We start from the raw sequence: 18233 nt of genomic DNA, 5'->3' as shown, positions 1-18233 counted from the left end.
CTGGGCGGCGCGCGCGCCAGCCTGATCGCGCCGCTTCTTCGGGGTAGCGAGGTCGCGGGTATGATCATGCTGCTGCGCGAGCAGCCGGGCCCGTTCGGCGACCGGCAGATCGCGCTGCTGCAAAACTTCGCCGCCCAGGCGGTGATCGCCATCGAGAACGCGCGGCTGGTCACCGAGCAGCGCGAGGCCCTGGACCAGCAGACGGCGACGGCGGAGGTGCTGCAGGTCATCAATGCCAATCCCGGCGATCTGAAACCGGTATTCGAGGCGATGCTGGAGAAGGCGATGCGGCTGAGCGGTGCGGCGTGCGGAGGGCTGTTCACCTATGACGGAACGGCCTTCCGCACGGCCGCGACTCGGGGGGTGCCGCAGGCCCTGGCCGAATTCCGGGCGCAGCACCCCCCAATCGCGGCCGCCAGCCGGCGGATCGGCGTCATGATGGAAACCCGCCAGCCCGTGCAAACGCTCGATATCGCCGAAACCGACGCTTATCGCGTCGGCGACCCGCACGACCGGGCCATGGTGGATCTAGGTGGCGCGCGCACCATCCTGAACGTTCCGCTGTTGAAGGACGACACGGTGGTCGGCTTCATCTCGGTGTTCCGGACGGAAATCCGCCCCTTCACGGACAAACAGATCGCATTGTTGCAGAACTTCGCCGCCCAAGCCGTGATCGCGATGGCGAACGCGCGGCTGATCGATGAGATCCGCGCCGCCCGCGACGCCGCCGAAACCAGCCTGGGCGACCTGAAAATAGCCCAGGCGAACTTGATCCAAGCGGAAAAGATGGCCTCGCTCGGCCAGCTCACCGCGGGCATCGCGCACGAGATCAAGAATCCGCTGAACTTCGTCAACAACTTCGCGACGCTCTCGATCGATCTCCTCGGCGAGCTCAAGGAGATCGCGCATCCCGCGATCGAGCGGCTCGACCAGGACAGACGGGCCGAGCTCGACGAAACCATGGACCTGCTGACCGGCAACCTCGGCAAGATCGCCGAGCACGGCAAGCGCGCCGACGGCATCGTGAGGAGCATGCTGTCGCATAGCCGGAGCGGCAAAGGCGACCAGACGCCTTCCGATATCAACGCCCTCGTCGAGGAGGCGTTGAACCTCGCCTATCATGGCGCGCGCGCGCAGGACAAGGAGTTCAACATCACCCTGGAGCGCGACTACGGCCCGTCGGGCGACCCGATCGATGTCGTGCCGCAGGATATCACGCGCGTGTTCCTGAATCTCTTCGGCAACGGCTTCTATGCCGCCAACAAGCGCCGGCTGGCCGCCAGGGAAGCCGGCTTCCGCCCGACGCTGAGGGTCGGCACGCGCGACCTTGGCGACGCGGTGGAAGTGAGGGTGCGCGACAACGGCATCGGGATCCCGCCCGACGCGCGGGACAAGCTCTTCCAGCCGTTCTTCACCACCAAGCCGACGGGAGAAGGGACCGGGCTTGGACTGTCGATCAGCTACGACATCGTCACGCAACAGCACGCCGGCTCGATCGAGGTCGAGAGCGAGCCGAATTCGTTCACCGAGTTCACGATACGCCTGCCGCGCCGGCGCCGCGCCGCATCGCCAGGAGAGCGTTTATGAGCGTGAGCATCCTCGTGGTCGACGACGAGGCCGACGTCGCCGATCTGTTTCGCCAGCAGTTCCGCCGCGAGGTGCGGCAGGGCGAGTACGTGATCCATTTCGCCCAGTCGGCCGAGGACGCGCTGAACAGGCTCGGGGACGGCATCGCGCCGGAACTCTTCGTGATCCTGAGCGACATCAACATGCCGGGCATGGACGGGCTGGGGCTGCTGCGCGAAGTCAAGGTGCGGCACGCCGACCTGCCGGTGTTCATGGTGACGGCCTACGGCGACGACGAGCGGCGTCGCAGGGCGGCCGAGTTCGGCGCCACGGAGTTCGTCACCAAGCCGGTCGACTTCGAAGCGCTCAGGCAGCAACTGCAACGGTTGCAGCATCCTCCGGCCCGATAGGAATCCGCCATGGACGCGCCGGCAAAGATACTCGCCGTCGACGACGAACCCGATTTCGAGTTGCTGATCAAGCAACGCTTCCGCCAACGCATCCGCAAGGGCGACCTCAGCTTCCGGTTCGCGCGCAACGGCGAGGAGGCGCTGGCGGTGCTGGCCGAGGAGCCGGATATCGGCCTGCTGCTGCTCGACATCAACATGCCGGTCATGGACGGACTCACCTTGCTCAACGAGTTGCGGGCCCGCCGTTCCCCCGCCCGCGCCGTGATCGTCTCGGCATACGGCGACATGGCCAACATCCGCACGGCGATGAATCGCGGCGCGTTCGACTTCGTCACCAAGCCGGTCGACCTCGACGATCTCGAGACCACGATCGACAAGACTCTGGAAACGATCGCCTACATACGCCGGCTGGATCGTCAGCGCGCCGAGGCCGAGCGGGCCCGCGCCAACCTGTCGCGTTACTTTTCGCCCAACGTCGTGGACCTCCTGGCGGAAAGCGACACGCCGCTGGGTCCGGTGCGGCGCCAGCAGGTCGCCGTCCTGTTCGTCGACATCGTGGGCTTCACGCGCATGGCCGAGGCCATGACCCCCGAGGCGGTCGTCGGCGTGTTGCGCGACTTCCACGAGCGCATGGCGAACCAGATCTTCGCCTGCGGCGGCACGGTCGAGAAGTACGTCGGCGACGAGATATTCGCGGTGTTCGGCTTGCCCGCGGCCAGCCCGCACGACGCGATCAACGCCCTGAAGTGCGCCGGCCTGATGCTGAAGGAACTCGACGCGTGGAACGCCTCGCGCGCCCGGCAAGGCGCGCCGCCGCTCGGCATCGGCATCGGCCTGAACTACGGGCCCGCCGTGATGGGCGACGTCGGCAGCGAACACACCCTGGCCTTCACCGTGATCGGCGACACGGTGAACGTGGCCTCGCGCCTGCAAGGCCTGACGCGCGAGCTCGAGACGCCACTCGTCGTGGCCGACGCCGTGGTGACGCAGATCGGCGGCACGAACGCGCCTGATCCCGCTCTTCTGCCGGTGGCGTTGACATTCAGTGGTGAGCGCGAGCTGCGAGGTCGAAGCGCCGCCATCCGCATCTGGACCATGACGCGCCCCTGATCGCTGGCGTGCGCGGTCTCTTTTTATGCGTCTGGCCGTGGCGGTTTTCTCCCCTCCCCATCGGGCGAGAGCCTGGTGAGGGGTGGCCGCACGCACGCCCGGGGTCATGACGGCGTACCACGCCCGCAACGCGCGCCCGCGGTCCCGGCGGGACGGCATGGGCGTCCGGGCGGGACGGCGTACCCCGCCTATAGGCGGGGTACATGGCGGCCGCGGCGTCCGAAAACGACCGCGATTTTCCGGTCCTACAGGCGGGGCACCACGTCCTGTAGGCGCGCGTGCGCCCGAACGAAGCGGGGCGGCCCGAAGGCCGCCCCGCGCGAATTCCGTCGATGCGGCGGCCCGTCGCCCGGGCGCTCAGGCGGCGGCCTTGTCGCCGGCGAGGTTGCGCAGCACGTAGTGCAGCACGCCGCCGTTCTTGAAGTACTCGATCTCCTCGGCGGTATCGATGCGGCACACGACCTTGAGCGTGCGCGTCGCGCCGTCGCGGTACTTGACCATCACCGGCATCTCCATGCGCGGCGAGAGGTTCGTCACGCCGCCGATGTCGAAGGTCTCGCCGCCGGTGAGGTTCAGCGAGCGGCGCGTGTCGCCGTCCTTGAACTGCAGCGGCAGCACGCCCATGCCGACGAGGTTCGAGCGGTGGATGCGCTCGAAGCTCTCGGCCAGCACGGCCTTCACCCCGAGCAGGTTGGTGCCCTTGGCCGCCCAGTCGCGCGAGCTGCCGGTGCCGTACTCCTTGCCGGCGACGACGACGCTGGGGATCAGCTCGGCCTTGTACTGCATGGCGACGTCGTAGATCGGCTGCGGCTCGTCCGACTTGTACGAGCGCGTCACGCCGCCCTCGACGCCGGGCACCATCTCGTTCTTGAGGCGGATGTTGGCGAAGGTGCCGCGCATCATCACCTCGTGGTTGCCGCGGCGCGCGCCGTACTGGTTGAAGTCGGCGGGCTTGACGCCGTTCTCCAGCAGGTAGGCGCCGGCCGGGCTGTCCTTCTTGATCGAGCCGGCGGGCGAGATGTGGTCGGTGGTGATCGAGTCGCCGAACAGGCCCAGCATCTTGGCGTCCTTGACGTCGCCGAGCGGCGCCGGAACCTTGCCGATGCCCGTGAAATAAGGCGGATTCTGCACGTAGGTCGACTTGTCGTCCCAGTCGAAGGTCATCGTCGGCTTGACCTTGATCGAGCGCCAGAAGCGGTCGCCCTTGAAGACGTCGGCGTAGCGCTTCTTGAACGCCTTGGCGGTGACGTGCTTGGCCACCGTCTTCGCGATCTCGGCGTTGCTCGGCCAGATGTCGCGCAGGTAGACCGGCTTGCCGTTCTTCCCGGTCCCGATCGGATCGTTGACGATGTCGATCTTCATCGAGCCGGCGATCGCGTAGGCGACCACCAGCATCGGCGAGGCGAGGTAGTTGGCGCGCACCTGCGGATTGACGCGGCCCTCGAAGTTGCGGTTGCCCGACAGCACGGCGCCGACCACGAGGTCCTTGTCGGCCACGATCTTCGCCACCGGGTCGGGCAGCGGTCCGGAGTTGCCGATGCAGGTGGTGCAGCCGTAGCCCACCAGGTTGAAGCCGACCTTGTTGAGCTCCTTCTGGAGTCCGGCCGATTCGAGGTACTCGGTCACGACCTGCGAGCCCGGCGCCAGCGAGGTCTTGACCCACGGCTTGACCTTGAGGCCGAGCTTGGCGGCGTTGCGCGCCACCAGGCCGGCGCCCAGCATGACGTAGGGGTTCGAGGTGTTGGTGCAGGACGTGATGGCGGCGATCACGATGTCGCCGTCGCCGACGTCGTAGCCGGCGCCCTCGGCCTTGTACCGGAGCCCCGTGTCCTTGCGGCCGAACTCCTTCTCCATGTTCGACTTGAAGGCCTCGGCCGCCTGCGACAGCGGCACCCGGTCCTGCGGCCGCTTGGGGCCGGCGAGGCTGGGCTCGACCGTGCCGATGTCGAGCTCGAGCGTGTCGGTGAAGACGGGGTCGGGCGACTTCTTCGAGCGCCACATGCCCTGCTTCTTGGCGTACGCCTCCGCGAGCTTGGCCTCCGCGTTCCGCCCGGTCGTCTTGAGGAAGCGGATGGTCTCCTCGTCGATCGGGAAGAAGCCGCAGGTCGCGCCGTATTCCGGCGCCATGTTGGCGATCGTGGCGCGGTCGGCCAGCGGCATCTCGTCGAGGCCGGGGCCGTAGAACTCGACGAACTTGCCGACCACGCCCTTCTTGCGCAGCATCTGGGTGACGGTCAGCACGAGATCGGTGGCGGTCGATCCCTCCTTCATCCTGCCGGTGAGACGGAAGCCGACGACCTCGGGCAGCACCATCGGCTGCGGCTGGCCCAGCATCGCGGCCTCGGCCTCGATGCCGCCGACGCCCCAGCCCAACACCGCCAGGCCGTTGACCATCGTGGTGTGGCTGTCGGTGCCGACCAGCGTGTCGGGATAGGCGATGGTCTCCTTGCCGACCTTGGTGGTCCATACGACTTTCGACAGGTACTCGAGATTGACCTGGTGGCAGATGCCGGTGCCCGGCGGCACGACGCGGAAATTGTCGAACGACTGCTGGCCCCAGCGCAGGAACTTGTAGCGCTCGCCGTTGCGCTCGTACTCGAGCTTGACGTTCTCGCCGTAGGCCTTGGCGTTGCCGAAATTGTCGACGATCACGGAATGGTCGATCACGAGATCGACCGGCACCAGCGGGTTGATCTTCTTGGGGTCGCCGCCGAGCTTCTTCATGCCGTCGCGCATCGCCGCCAGATCGACCACCGCCGGCACGCCGGTGAAGTCCTGCATCAGCACGCGGCCGGGGTGGAAGTTGACCTCGTGGTCCGACTTGCGGTTCTTCAGCCAGCCGGCGAAGGCCGACACGTCGGCCTTGGTGACCGTCGCGCCGTCCTCGTGGCGCAGCAGGTTCTCCAGAAGGACCTTCATCGAGTACGGCAGCCGGCCGAGGTCGCCTACCACCTTCTCGACCGCGGCGAGGCTGAAATAGACGTATTTCCGGCCGCCGACCGTGAGCGTCTTGCGGGCTTTGAAGCTGTTCAGATTGGCGCCGGCCATGTCCGCGATCTCCATTCGGATGGCGCCCGTCGACCCGGCGCGCCGCGCGGCGGAAAATAGGACGGGCGCCGCGCGGCGGCAATGCGTCAATTCGGTGCGACCGCGTCGTTTCCGCGTTTTCCGGCGGGATCGCGCGCGCTACCGTGACGACGTTCCTCCGGCGCCGCGGGCGGCGCCGGACCGGAGGGCCGCATGCGTGGTCTGCTCATCGTTTGCGCATTGCTCGCCGCGACCTGCGCCGGCGCGGCCGCCCAGACCGGCGTGCCGGTCGACCGCGACTGGGATCCGGCGGCCCGCGACTTCGGGCGCGGCGGCGGCGATGGCGCGTCCTCGCTGGCGCCACCGCCCGGCGTCCAAGGCTCCGTCGGTTCGATCACCGGCATCGACCGCGAGCTGGCGCGGCGCGACCTCCCGGCCAAGGACCGCGCCTGGCTGCTGCTGTTCCGCGGCTTCCTCAACGCCGCGACCGGCAACCGGGCGCAGGCCGACCGCGACTACCAGCAGGCGCTGCGCACCGACCCGCAGCTCAAATTCGACCTGCTGGCGGCCCGCGCGCTGGACATGGCGCGCAGCGGCGCCACGCAGCCGGCGGTCGACCTGGTCGAGCGCGCCCTGAGCGCTCAGCCCGGCTACCCCGCCCTGCTCCGCGCCCGGGCCGAGATCCGCATGATGCAGGGCGAGTACGCGCGCGCCCTGCCCGATCTCGACCAGACCGCCCCCGGCTCCGATGCCGCGCGACGGCTGCGCGCGCAGGCCCATTTCGGCGCCGGCAACCACGCCGCGGCGCTCGATGACCTCGACCACCTCCTGCGCTCCGGCGCGCAGGCGACCGCGCCGATCCATCTCGCGCTGTGGCGCTACGCCAACAACGTCAAGCTGCGGCGCGACGCGCGCGGCCAGCTCGCCGCCGATCTGCGGACCCATGGCGAGCCCGCCCGCTGGCCGGCGCCGGTCGCGCGCTACCTCTCCGGCCGCATGACCCTGGGCGAGCTCGAGCTGGCCGCCGAGTCCGACGCCGACGCGCGTCGCACCGGCGGCCGCTGCCTCGCCTCGTTCTTCATCGCCATGGAGACCTTGCGCCAGGGCAATCGCGCGCGGGCCGGCGAACAGATGCGGCTGGCGCAGGCGCGGTGTCCGGCCGGCTCGCTGGTCAACTGGGCGGCGACGGCCGAGCTGCGGCGCCTCTAGGCGCGCGTCAATCCGCCGCCAGCGGCGCGATGAACCGCGCGATCTCGGCCAGCGTGCGCTCGGGCTGCTGGAGATGCGGGCTGTGGCCGCAATCCGGCAGCAGCCGCGTCTCGCAATAGCCCGACACCTTGCCGGCGATCAGTCCGAGCTGCAGCTCGCTGCCGTACTCGTCGTCCTCGCCCTGGATCGCCTGCACCGGCACCTCGATACCCGGCAGCCGGTCCTCGACGCTGTAGTCGGCGAAAGCCGGATCGAGCCACGCATCGGCCCAGAGTCCGAACGTCGCGCCGACGTCGTCGTGGTACTTGGCGAGACGCGCCCGCAGGTCGCCGGCGTCGAACGCGGCACGGGCGGCGCGGATCGCGGCCACACTGACCGGCTCGCACACGACATGGGCCGCCAGGGTGACGATGCCGCGCAACCCCGCGGGGTCGGCGCCACCATGGATCAGGGCGATGGTGCCGCCGTCGCTGTGGCCGACCAGGACGTAGTCGTCGATCCCGGCGGCGGCCAGCGCCCGCGGCAGCACGTCCTCGGCCTCGATGTGCATGTAGCGGAGGCCCGGCGGCGACGGCCACGCGCTGGAACGGCCGTAGCCCGTGCGGTCGTAGACGAAACCGGGGAACCCGGCGCGCGCGCACAGCCGCGCCGGGAAGTCGCGCCACATCTCGACGCAACCCAGACCCTCGTGCAGGAACACCAGCGTCGGCCGCGTCAGCCCGTCGTCGCGGCCGGCGCGCGCCAGCCAGCGGCCGCGCAGGCGGCGGTCGCCGAGATCGAGCGTGACGTCGTCGGGAGGCGCGGCGGACATACGAGGCGATGTAGCCGGTGGCCGGCGTCCCGACAATGCCGCCATCCGCCGCGACGCGTTGATCCGCCGGCGCCGGCGCCCTACAGGATGGAGCGATGTTCCGCCGCGCCCTTCCGCGACCGGCCGGGCCCCCGCGTGGCGCCGGCGCGCCATGATGTCGGCGCCGGTCCTCGCCGCGCTGGCGCTGCTGGTGGTCGGCACGTCGTTCCTGTCGGGCGTCTTCGGCATGGCCGGCGGCCTGATCCTGCTGGGTGTGCTGCTCCTTTTGATGGACGTGGCGCCGGCGATGATCCTGTTCGGCGTCACCCAGCTCGGCGCCAACGGCTGGCGCGCCGTGCTGTGGCGCAAGCGGGTGGTATGGCGGCTGATCGGCGGCTACGCGATCGGCTCGCTGGCCACCTTCGCGCTGCTCAAGGCGGTGGCGTTCCTGCCCGACAAGGCCATGGTCTATATCGGCCTCGGGTTGTTGCCGATCGTCGCGGAGATGCTGCCGGCGTCGTGGCGGCCCGACATCACGCGGCCGTTCATGCCCGTGGTCTGCGGCGCGTTCATCATGGCGATGCAGCTCATGGCCGGCGGCGCCGGCAGCGTGCTCGACCTGTTCTTCCAGCGCAGCGGGCTGGACCGGCGCGAGATCGTCGCCACCAAGGCGGTCACGCAGGTGCTGACGCATGTCTGCCGCATCGTCTATTTCGGGTCGTTCGTCGACATCGGGTCCGGACTGCTGCCGTTGTGGATCTACGCCGGCGCCATCGCCATGGCGCTGATCGGCACGACATGGGCGGCGTCGACCCTGACGCGGATGTCGGAGGCCGCGTTCCGGATGTGGAGCCGGCGCATCATCCTCGCGATCAGCGCCTCGTTCCTGGTGCGCGGCTTCTGGCTGCTTTACGCGGGATGACGGCATGAGCGCCCCGCCGGCCGAGACGCCGCCCTCCACCATCCCCTACGTGTCGCTGGCGATCCTCGCCGGCGCCGGCTTCGCCAGCTCGGCCAGCATCCGCGTCTCCGATCCGCTGCTGCCGCAGGTCGCGGCCGAGTTCGCGGTCACCGCCGGACAGGCGTCGATCATCATCACGGCGTTCACCGTCGCCTACGGCCTGCTGCAGATCGTCTACGGCGCGCTGGGCGACCGGCTGGGCAAGTACCGCACGATCATCGCGACGACGATGCTGGCCGCCGCCGGCTCGCTGGCCTGCGCGCTGGCGCCGACGCTGACGACGCTGACCATCGCGCGTTTCGTGACGGCGGCGGTGTCGTGCGGCGTGATCCCGCTGGCGCTGGCGTGGGTCGGCGACGTCGTGCCCTACGACCGCCGCCAGCGCGTGCTGGCGCGATTCATCGCCGGCCAGATCAGCGGCCTGATCTTCGGCCAGATCGCCGGCGGCATCCTCGGCGACTGGCTGGGCTGGCGGGCGGTGTTCGCCGTGCTGGCGGGGCTGCACGTGCTGGCGGGCCTCGCGATGCTGGCGCGCATGGCGTTCGATCCCGCGACGCGGCGCCGCGCCGCGGTCCCGGCCACCCCGACGCGGTCGCTGTGGCGCGCCTATGTCGACACGTTCGGCCTGCTCAAGCGGCCGTGGGTGCGGCGCGTGGTCGGCGCCGTGGCGCTCGAAGGCTTCCTGTTCTTCGGCGCCTTCGCCTATGTCGGCAACGAGCTGAAGGTGCGGTTCGCCGTCGACTACACGGTCGTCGGGCTGTCGCTGGCGATCTATGGGCTGGGCGGCCTCGTCTACGCCACCGCCTCGGGCTGGCTGGTCCGCGTCCTGGGCGAGACCGGGCTGGCGCGCGCCGGCGGCGCGCTTGTCGGCGCGGCGTTCCTGATCCTCGCCGTGGCGCCGACCCTGCCGGTCGCGGTCGCCGCCATCGCGCTGATCGGGCTGGGCTTCTACATGATGCACAACACGCTGCAGACGCACGGCACGCAGATGGCGCCGGAGGCGCGCGGCGCCGCGGTGTCGGTGTTCGGCAGCGCGCTGTTCCTGAGCCAGTCCATCAGCGTCGCGCTCGCGGCGCCGGTCATCGACCGCTTCGGCGCCGCGCCGGTGTTCGCCGTCGCCGGCGTGGCGATTCCCGTCCTCGGTTTCGCCATCGCGGCCGGCCTGCGCCGGCGGACGGCGTAGCGCGCGACGGGCTTAGCTCGAGACGAGGCGACGACTTCGTTGTCATCCCGAGCGCAGCGAGGGATCCAGGCGCCGTCCCTGGATCCCTCGCTACGCTCGGGATGACAGATACATTCGATTCGACCGGAGGAAGCGAATCGCGGCGATCGTCACGGATCGCGGCTGAGGCCGCGGTAGAGCAGCGCGGCGAGGTAGGCGTCCCATTTCTCCTTCTGGTTGACGCCCAGTTCGCGGAGATAGGTCCAGCTGAAGATGCCGGTGTCGTGGTTGTCGTCGAATCGGATGCGGATGGCGTAGTTGCCGACCGGCTCGATCGCGTCGATGCGCACGTGGCGGCGGCCGGCGACGATCTTCTTCTGGCTCGGTCCGTGGCCCTGAACCTCGGCCGACGGGCTCTCGACGCGCAGATACTCGGCCGGCAGGCGGAACGTCGCGCCGTCGTCGAAATCGATCTCCAGCGCGCCGGCCTCGCGGAACAGGCGCACCTCCAGCGGCCACACGGCGGCCGGGGCGTTCGTGGTCGCGCTTTCCTGGACGCTCATGGCCGGTCTCCGGCGCGGTCTGGCGCGCTCACGCGGGGTCGTCGAGGCGCCGCGCCTCGCCCGGCAGCATGATGGGAATGCCGTCGCGCACGGGATAGGCGAGGCCGGCCTTGCGGCTGATCAGCTCGCCGCGCACGGCGTCGAACTCGAGCGGTCCGTGGGTGACGGGACACACGAGGATCTCGAGCAGCTTGGGATCGACGCCCGCCTTCGCGGCGGGTCCTTCGGGAGGGGTCATCGGCGGCGCTCCGGTCGCTTGCGGGCCTTATAGCACGACGCGGTCAATGCCGCGAAACGCTCCCGGCGCCGTCGTCGCCGCGCGCGCCCATCTCGAGCAGGGCGACCAGCAGCTTGGCGCGGGCGGCGCCGTCGGCCGCCTCGAGCAGCGCCTGCTTCTCGTCCGGTCCGAACGGCAGCACCATGCTCAGCGACGTCACGAGATTACGGTCGGCGGCGTCCTGCACCGCCTTCCAGTCGGTCGACAGCTTGTGCGCCCGGAAGAAGCCCTGCAGCGCCGTCATCAGGCGCTGCCGGTCGATCTCCACGACCGCATCGTCGGCGTCGAGATCGGCGCGGAAACGCTCGAAGCGCGGCATGACGCGGCGGTAGCCGGCGGGCAGCGCGGGCAGCTCCTGGCCGACCTCGAACCGGATCAGCCCGGCCAGGGTGATCAGCAGCCGGCCGTCGTCGGTCTCGGTGAACTGCACGACGCGGCCAGCGCAGCCGATCGGCCGCACCGGCGGCGGGCCGTCGCCGGTCGGCAGCCCGTCTCCCGCGAAGCCGCCGGGCCGGGCCGGCTGCACCATGCCGATAAGGCGGTGGCCGGCGAGCGAATCGAGCACCATGGACACGTAGCGCGGCTCGAAGATGTTGAGCGGCAGACGGCCGCCGGGCAACAGCAGCGCGCCGGCCAGCGGAAAGATCGGAATCGTCTCCGGCAGCTGCTCGAACGCCGGCTCGAACGGGCTACGCCGCTGACCGCGCCCGCTCATGGCGCGCGTCCCGGCGCCGACGTCGCGTGGGGGCGTGGCGCGCGCGGCATGCCGGCCGTCGCTCCGGCGCCCGGCCGGTCAGGAGAACAGGATCGACGACAGGCGCTTGCGCCCGTCGACGCTGACGGGATCGGCGAAGCCCATCGCCTCGAAGAACTTCAGCAGCTGCATGCGCGCGGCGGCCTCGTTCCAGTTGCGGTCGAGCTTGATCGACGTCAGCAGCTGGTCGGTGGCGCCCGCCTTGTCGCCGGCCGCGTAGAGGGCGATGGCGAGGTCGAGCCGCGCCTGGTGGTCCTTGGGGTCGGCCGCGATGCGCGCTTCGAGCTCGGCCGTCGGGCCGGCCTTCGTGGCCTGCTCTGCGAGGTCGATCGCGCTGCGCACGGCGGCGATCTCGGCGTGGTTGGCGACCGCCGGCGGCAGCTTGGCCAGCACGCCCTTGGCCTCCTCGGTCTGGCCGGCGGCGAGGAAGCATTTCGCCATGCCCGCGATGGCGAGCGGGTTCTCCGGCTCCTCCTGCAGGACCTCGGCGTAGATCTGCGTCGCTGTCGTGGCGTCGCCCGCCTCGAGCGCGGCCTTGGCCTCCTCCAGCGCCTCGGCGATGGCCGCGCCGGCGCCGGCGCCGCCGGTGGCCTGCACCAGCCGGTCGACGAACTGCTTGATCTGGCCCTCGGGCTGGGCGCCGACGAAGCCGTCGACCGGCCGGCCCTGGAAGAACGCGTAGACCGCCGGAATCGACTGGATGCGCAGTTGCTGCGCCAGCATCTGGTTCTCGTCGATGTTGATCTTGACCAGACGCACCGCGCCCTTGGCCGCGCGCACGACCTTCTCGATGACCGGGCCGAGCGTCTTGCACGGGCCGCACCACGGCGCCCAGAAATCGACGATGATCGGGCGCTCGCGGCTGGCCTCGATGACATCCTTGCCGAAGGCGCGCTGGTCGGTGTCCTTCACGAGATCGGCGTCGCCCGCGGGCGCGCCGCCGCCAATGACCTGGTCCATATTTCCTCTGACGGGTCTGGAGAGCGGCGCCCCGCGCCGCCCGGCCTAGTGGCCGGAATGTGGCTTCCCGACCCGCCGATGGCAAGGGTGCCGCGGCCTCCCTCCCAGGCTCCGGACCGCCGCCCTATTTCAAGGCGACGGAGAAATCGTAGTTCCAGAGCAGCTTCAGTCCCAGCACGTGGTCGTTCGTGTTCTTGCCGGTGTCGTCGTCCCGCACCCGCTGGTACTTGTAGCCGGCGCCGACCTGCCAGCGCTGGTCGAGACGGTAGAACACCGACGTCGCGAATAGCCGGTCGCGCGAGGAGACCGTGTCGGGCGCCTCGATGTCGCGCAGGGTTCCCGTCAGGTGCCACGTCCAGGGGCCGTTGGCGAGAATCGCGTTGCCCGCCCAATAGGTCCTCGAGCCCCGGTTGCCCTCCGCGTTGCGGAACCGGACCCACTCGGCCGCGGTCTGGATCCGGGTGGTGCCGGGAAGCAGGAAGTCGGCGACCGAGAAATTGTAGTCGACGGCCACGGAGAAGCCGTGCTCGTTCCGCGTCTCGTCGCCGGCGGCGACCCCGGCCGGGCTGCGGTGCAGGAAGCGGTAGCCGAAGTGCAGCGCGACGCCGGGCAGGAAGTCGAAATCGCCGCTGTCGAGCGTCACGGAGAAGTTGTCGAGCTTCCCGGTGTTGCCGACGCCCCCATCCGATTTCCGCAGCCGGCTCTGGCGCTCGACGGTCGAGCCCCCGGCCCTGGGCGCGGTGATGATCGAGCGGTGGAGGATGGTGGTGTCGGCGAAGAACGCCTGGGCCGTCAGCTCGTGGCGGCCGGCGCCGGCGGCGCGGAAATCGCCGCGCAGGACGAAGCCGGCGCCGACGTAGTCGAGCGTCTCGTAGTCCTCGGTGAAGTCGGTGGCGAACAGGCCCCACGCCTTGTGGTGGTCGAACAGCTGGCCGAACGTCGGCATGAACTTGCCGACGAAGAACGCCACGTCGTCGAAATCGGCGTTCAGGTACAACTCGGCGGTGAACACGCCGAAGCCGCGGAACGCCTCGGTGCGGTGCGGCCTGAGCTCGCGCACCGGCTCGCCCTTGATGACGCCCTGGAGCGACAGCCAGGACGTCGCGAACGCGCCGAAATGGATGTGCGACACGTCGAAGTTCATCGCCGCCGCCTGGTTCGGCGTGAAGTCGGACGCCACCGGGCCGAACACCCGGAACCCGACGTCGATCTCGCCCTTGATGAGGGGGCCGTCGAAGCTCTTGGGGCTCTCGGCGCGGACGCCGCCGGCCCACGCCGTCACGGCGAGCGCCGCCGCCGCGAACGCCCGCGCCCCGCGGCGCGCCGTGCCGATCCATCCGGCCATGTCAGTTCCTCAGCATGCCGGCGACGAGGGCCGGGACGTTGTGGCGGAACATCCGCTCGTAGGTGTCGGCCGGCCCGCCGGGCTTCGAGAGCGCGTCGACGTGCAACGCCGGTCCGACCACGCCGCCGGCGTCGCGCGCGATCTGCTCGACCAGCTTGGGATTGCTCATGTTCTCGATGAACAGCGCCTTGATGCCTTCCGACCGGATCTGGCGGATCAGGGCGGCGACATCGCGGGCCGACGGTTCGTTCTCGGTCGAGATGCCGACCGGCGCGCGGAAAGCGACGCCGTAGGCGCGGGCGAAATAGCCGAACGCGTCGTGGCCGGTGATGACCTTGCGCTTGGCCGCCGGCACGGTCCCGATCTGCGCCCGCACCCAGGCGTCGAGCTCCGTCAGGCGGCGGTCGTAGGCGTCGGCGCGCTGCCGGTAGTGCGCCGCGTTCGCGGCGTCGGCGGCGACCAGCGCCTGCGCGATGTTGCGGGCGTAGCGCGCGCCATTGGCGACGTCCTGCCAGCAATGCGGGTCGGGCGCCGCTTTGGGCGCGGCCTGCGTCTTGCGCGTCGACAGGGATTCCTCGCCGCCGCCATGCGCGTGCCCATGGCCGTGGCCGTGCCCGGCGGCCGCGCCGGCGATCGTCGCGACGCCGGCGCTGGCGACGACGCGCGTTCCGGCGAACGGCGCCGCGCGCGCCAACCGGTCGATCCAGCCCTCGAAGCCCAGCCCGTTCACCACCAGCACGCGGGCCGCCGCCAGCGCGCGCGCGTCCGACGGCGTCGGCTGGTAGGTGTGCGCGTCCTGGTCCGGGCCGACCAGCGTGGTCAGCTCGACGCGGTCGCCGCCGATCTCGCGCACCATGTCGCCGAGGATCGAGAACGAGGCGACGACCTTCAGACGCTGCTGCGCCGATGCCGGTACGGCGACCGCCGCCGCCGTGGCGGCGACACCGAAAGCGAAACTTCTGCGACGCATCTGGATGATCTCCCGCCCCGAGGGCCGGCAGATGTAATGTTATAAGATAACATTTTGGTCAAGCGCTTTTCCCGCCGCCGGCGCGGCGGGCGGCTCAGGCCTCGAAATCGATGGCGAGCGGCTGGTGGCCGGTGGCGTCGAAGAAACGGCGCAGCTCGGCGCCGGTCAGGCGGGTGTTCATGGTGTTGACCAGCGGATGGCACCACAGCACCGGCGCCTCCAGCACCGCGCGGTCGACCGCCAGACGCACGGCGCGGGCGGTGTCGTTGACCAGCGCGAACGGCGTCACCGAGCCCGGCCGCACGCCGAGCGTCCGCATCAGGCGCTCGGCGCTGCCGAACGACAGCTTGCCGGCGCCGGTGCGCTCGCCCAGCCATTTGAGATCGACCCGGCGACGGGCCTCGGCGACCACCAGCCACATCTCCTCGCGCCGGTTGCGCACGAACAGGTTCTTGATGTGCGTGCCCTCGCGCAGCGCCGGCACGTCGGCGTGCACCGCCATCGACTGCTCGACCGTGAACACGGCGGCGTGGCGCACGGTCGGGCCGGTGATGCCCAGCGCCGCCAGGCGCGCCAGCAGGTCGGCCGGCGTGGTCGGCAGGTCGGCGCCGTCGGGATCTTCGGGCGTCTGGATCGGGTCGTTCATCGGCGCCGCCGGGAGGGTGGGAGGCGGCTTCCTAACGGCGCCGGCCCGGCCGGGCAACCGGCTTGCAAACCGCCGGGAAAGGCGTTATTCCCCGCCCCCTGTCGGCGGCTCCCGTTGTTTCGCGGGGCGGCGGACAGGGAGCGCGGGCGTAGCTCAGGGGTAGAGCACAACCTTGCCAAGGTTGGGGTCGAGGGTTCGAATCCCTTCGCCCGCTCCAATTTCCGCACGACAGGTACGGCGCGCCGCCCCGAGGGGCGGCGTTTTCGCGCCGCCGCCGCCGTCACTCCGGCTTGAGGCCGAGCGCGGTCAGGATCGGGATCATCCGGCCCTTCAGCTTCTCGAAATCCTTGGCCATCTCCTCGTGGTTCAGCGGCTTCTCGTGCAGGCCGAACGTCTCGTACATCTTGCGGCCGCCCTCGGAGTCCGCCGCCTCGACCCACAGCGCCGAGACGCGCTTGACGATCTCCATCGGCGTGCCGGCCGGCGCGAACAGGCCGAGCCAGCCGTAGAGCGAGAACGCGTCGTCGGTGAAGCCCTGCTCGTGGAAGGTCGGCACCTCGGGCATCTTGGCGTTGCGGCGGGGGCTGGGGAAGCCGATCGGCTTGATCTCGCCCTTGACCAGCAGCGGCCGCAGCGCCTGGTAGCTGCCCATGGCGGCCTGCAGCGAGCCCGAGCCCATGTCGACCCACATCGGCGCCTCGCCGCGGTAGGTCACGATCTCCATGTTCAGCCCGTAGAGCTTGTTGAGGTTGGCGCAGACGACGTGCGCGCTCGAGCCGGCGGCCCAGGAGCCGAAGCTGACCTTGTTCTTCTTCGCGTACTCGACGAACTCCTTGACGTTCGCCACCGGCACCGACTTGTGCACCACCAGCGGCAGCTCGCCCGAGGAGGTGGCCGACACCGGGATGAAGTCCTTGTCGGGGTTGAAGCCGAGATTGGCGAACATCACCCGGTTCTGCACCAGCGTGCTGGAGACGGTGTGCAGGAAGGCGTAGCCGTCGGCCGGCATCTTGGCGACCAGCGCCGCGCCGATGTTGCCGCTGGCGCCGGGCTTGTTGTCGATGATGACCTGCTGGCCGAGCTTGCGGCCGACGTACTCGCCGAACACGCGGGCGATGCCGTCGGTCAGGCCGCCGGGCGCGAAATTGACGGTGATCGTGATCGGCTTGGCGGGCCACGGCGCCTGCGCGCGCGCCAGCGACGGCGCGGCGAGCGGGCCGGCGGCGCCGAGCGCGGCGGCTGCGTGGATGAGGGAGCGGCGGTCGATCTTGCGCGTCATGTCGTGTCATCCCATGGGATCGCGCGCGGGTTCATCCCGCGCCGCGGGCGCGCGGGTTATACGGCGGCGGCGGCAGGAACTCACGGCCCGCGGCCATGCGGTTTTCCGGTGCCGCCATGCGCCGGCGGCACGCGGCGACGCTACTCCAGCTTGACGCCGAGCTCGCGCACCAGCGGGATCATGCGCTGCTTCAGGCGCTCCCAGTCGGCCGCCATCTCCTCGTGGTTCAGCGGCTTCTCGTGCAGGCCGAACGTGTCGTACATGCGCTTGCCGCCCTCGGAATCGGCGGCCTCGACCCACAGCGCCGACATGCGCTTGACGATCTCCATCGGCGTGCCGGCCGGCGCGAACAGGCCGAGCCAGCCGAACTGGCTGAACGCGGGGTGCGTGTAGCCCTGCTCCGCCATGGTCGGCAGGTCGGGGAACTTGATGTTGCGGCGCCGCGCCGGCAGCGCGATCAGCTTGATGTCGCCCTTGGCGAGCAGCGGCCGCAGCGCCTGGTAGCTGCCCATCGCGGCCTGCAGCGAGCCCGAGCCGACATCGACCCACATCGGCGCCTCGCCGCGGTAGTTCACGACCTCCATCTTCAGACCGTAGAGCTCGTTGAGCTTGGCGCAGACGATGTGGGCGCCCGAGCCCGGCGCCCACGAGCCGAAGCTGACCTTGTTGTTTCGCGCGTACTCGATGAACTCCTTGATGTTCCGCACCGGCACCGATTTGTGCACGGCCACCGGCAACTCGCCCGACGACGTCGCCGCCACCGGCACGAAATCCTTGTCGGGATCGAATCCGAGATTGCTGTAGAGCACGCGGTTCTGGACCAGCGTGCCGGACACCGTGTGCAGGTAGGTGTAGCCGTCGGGCGCCGCGCGCGCGACCATGGCGGCCCCGATGTTGCCGCCGGCGCCGGGTTTGTTGTCGATCAGGATCTGCGCGCCGAGCTTGCGCGCGACATGCTCGCTGTAGACGCGGGCGATGCCGTCGGTCAGGCCGCCCGGCGCGAAGTTGACGACGATCGTGATCGGCTTGCTCGGCCACGGCGCCTGCGCGCCGGCGATGGACGGCGCCGCGAGGATGCCGGCGCCGCCCAGCGCGGCGGCGCCCCGGATCATCGAGCGGCGTTGGATGCTGCGCATGTCGCGTCCTCCCAAGGGAAATTCCGCGCGGGTTGACCCGCGTCGTGGGCCGTGAGTTTAGGGCAGAC

At 70.2% G+C, this 18233-nt stretch carries 17 protein-coding genes, 1 tRNA gene and 1 pseudogene; 8 read left to right on the top strand and 11 right to left on the bottom strand.

Annotated elements, in window-relative coordinates:
- The first annotated feature begins 60 nt into the window (after positions 1–60).
- The 4 genes and pseudogenes from IPK81_13235 to IPK81_13220 all read left to right on the top strand — a co-directional run bounded on the left by IPK81_13235 (position 61) and on the right by IPK81_13220 (position 3086).
- Positions 61–687: pseudogene (locus tag IPK81_13235) on the top strand (GAF domain-containing protein).
- 273 nt (positions 688–960) lie between these two features.
- The gene (locus tag IPK81_13230; protein ID QQS15094.1) at positions 961–1587 is read left to right on the top strand and encodes a HAMP domain-containing histidine kinase; all 627 of its coding nucleotides are present in this window, start codon (positions 961–963) and stop codon (positions 1585–1587) included.
- Complete coding sequence (locus tag IPK81_13225; protein QQS10623.1) at positions 1584–1976, top strand: response regulator; 393 nt, start codon at positions 1584–1586, stop codon at positions 1974–1976. The genes IPK81_13230 and IPK81_13225 overlap by 4 nt, the downstream gene beginning before the upstream one ends.
- Positions 1977–1985: 9 nt before the next feature.
- Positions 1986–3086 (top strand): response regulator, encoded by a 1101-nt coding sequence (locus IPK81_13220; protein QQS10622.1) that lies wholly within the window; start codon positions 1986–1988, stop codon positions 3084–3086.
- Between the two features lie 357 nt (positions 3087–3443).
- Here IPK81_13220 and acnA read toward each other — a convergent pair whose 3' ends face one another.
- Positions 3444–6134 carry an aconitate hydratase AcnA gene (acnA, locus tag IPK81_13215; protein QQS10621.1) on the bottom strand — a complete coding sequence of 897 codons (2691 nt, stop codon included), beginning with the start codon at positions 6132–6134 and terminating at the stop codon, positions 3444–3446.
- Positions 6135–6326: 192 nt separating this feature from the next.
- On the opposite strand from acnA, the gene IPK81_13210 reads away from it, so the two are divergent.
- Positions 6327–7322, top strand: a complete 996-nt coding sequence (locus IPK81_13210) for a hypothetical protein (protein QQS10620.1) — start codon at positions 6327–6329, stop codon at positions 7320–7322.
- 7 nt (positions 7323–7329) lie between these two features.
- Here IPK81_13210 and IPK81_13205 read toward each other — a convergent pair whose 3' ends face one another.
- Positions 7330–8133, bottom strand: a complete 804-nt coding sequence (locus IPK81_13205; protein QQS10619.1) for an alpha/beta hydrolase — start codon at positions 8131–8133, stop codon at positions 7330–7332.
- Positions 8134–8287: 154 nt separating this feature from the next.
- Between IPK81_13205 and IPK81_13200 the strand changes: the two genes are divergently transcribed.
- Together IPK81_13200 and IPK81_13195 are read left to right on the top strand one after the other, a co-directional pair.
- Entirely contained in the window at positions 8288–9034 is a 747-nt protein-coding gene (locus IPK81_13200) for a TSUP family transporter (protein ID QQS10618.1), read from the top strand.
- Between the two features lie 4 nt (positions 9035–9038).
- A complete protein-coding gene (locus tag IPK81_13195) occupies positions 9039–10256 on the top strand; it encodes an MFS transporter (GenBank protein ID QQS10617.1) in 1218 nt (405 codons plus the stop codon).
- 149 nt (positions 10257–10405) lie between these two features.
- Here IPK81_13195 and IPK81_13190 read toward each other — a convergent pair whose 3' ends face one another.
- The 7 genes from IPK81_13190 to IPK81_13160 all read right to left on the bottom strand — a co-directional run bounded on the left by IPK81_13190 (position 10406) and on the right by IPK81_13160 (position 15705).
- Complete coding sequence (locus IPK81_13190; protein QQS10616.1) at positions 10406–10798, bottom strand: DUF971 domain-containing protein; 393 nt, start codon at positions 10796–10798, stop codon at positions 10406–10408.
- Between the two features lie 28 nt (positions 10799–10826).
- Positions 10827–11036 carry a Trm112 family protein gene (locus IPK81_13185; protein ID QQS10615.1) on the bottom strand — a complete coding sequence of 70 codons (210 nt, stop codon included), beginning with the start codon at positions 11034–11036 and terminating at the stop codon, positions 10827–10829.
- A 43-nt stretch (positions 11037–11079) separates the two neighbouring features.
- Entirely contained in the window at positions 11080–11790 is a 711-nt protein-coding gene (locus IPK81_13180) for an LON peptidase substrate-binding domain-containing protein (protein QQS10614.1), read from the bottom strand.
- Between the two features lie 78 nt (positions 11791–11868).
- Positions 11869–12789 (bottom strand): thioredoxin, encoded by a 921-nt coding sequence (gene trxA, locus IPK81_13175; GenBank protein ID QQS10613.1) that lies wholly within the window; start codon positions 12787–12789, stop codon positions 11869–11871.
- Between the two features lie 124 nt (positions 12790–12913).
- Positions 12914–14134 (bottom strand): hypothetical protein, encoded by a 1221-nt coding sequence (locus tag IPK81_13170; GenBank protein QQS10612.1) that lies wholly within the window; start codon positions 14132–14134, stop codon positions 12914–12916.
- Between the two features lies 1 nt (position 14135).
- Entirely contained in the window at positions 14136–15104 is a 969-nt protein-coding gene (locus tag IPK81_13165) for a zinc ABC transporter substrate-binding protein (GenBank protein ID QQS10611.1), read from the bottom strand.
- Between the two features lie 94 nt (positions 15105–15198).
- Complete coding sequence (locus IPK81_13160; GenBank protein QQS15093.1) at positions 15199–15705, bottom strand: prolyl-tRNA synthetase associated domain-containing protein; 507 nt, start codon at positions 15703–15705, stop codon at positions 15199–15201.
- Positions 15706–15892: 187 nt separating this feature from the next.
- Here IPK81_13160 and IPK81_13155 point away from each other — a divergent pair.
- Positions 15893–15967: transfer RNA gene (locus tag IPK81_13155), tRNA-Gly, on the top strand.
- 63 nt (positions 15968–16030) lie between these two features.
- On the opposite strand, the gene IPK81_13150 is transcribed toward IPK81_13155, so the two are convergent.
- Positions 16031–17029, bottom strand: coding sequence for a tripartite tricarboxylate transporter substrate binding protein (locus IPK81_13150; protein ID QQS10610.1), 999 nt, complete (start codon positions 17027–17029; stop codon positions 16031–16033).
- Between the two features lie 140 nt (positions 17030–17169).
- Positions 17170–18165 (bottom strand): tripartite tricarboxylate transporter substrate binding protein, encoded by a 996-nt coding sequence (locus IPK81_13145; GenBank protein QQS10609.1) that lies wholly within the window; start codon positions 18163–18165, stop codon positions 17170–17172.
- Between the last annotated feature and the right edge of the window lie 68 nt (positions 18166–18233).

It is taken from the genome of Rhodospirillales bacterium, assembly GCA_016699855.1.
In the GTDB taxonomy this organism is placed as follows: domain Bacteria; phylum Pseudomonadota; class Alphaproteobacteria; order Reyranellales; family Reyranellaceae.
Note: the sequence above shows the minus strand (reverse complement) of the source record. Positions and strands in the feature narration are given on the sequence as shown.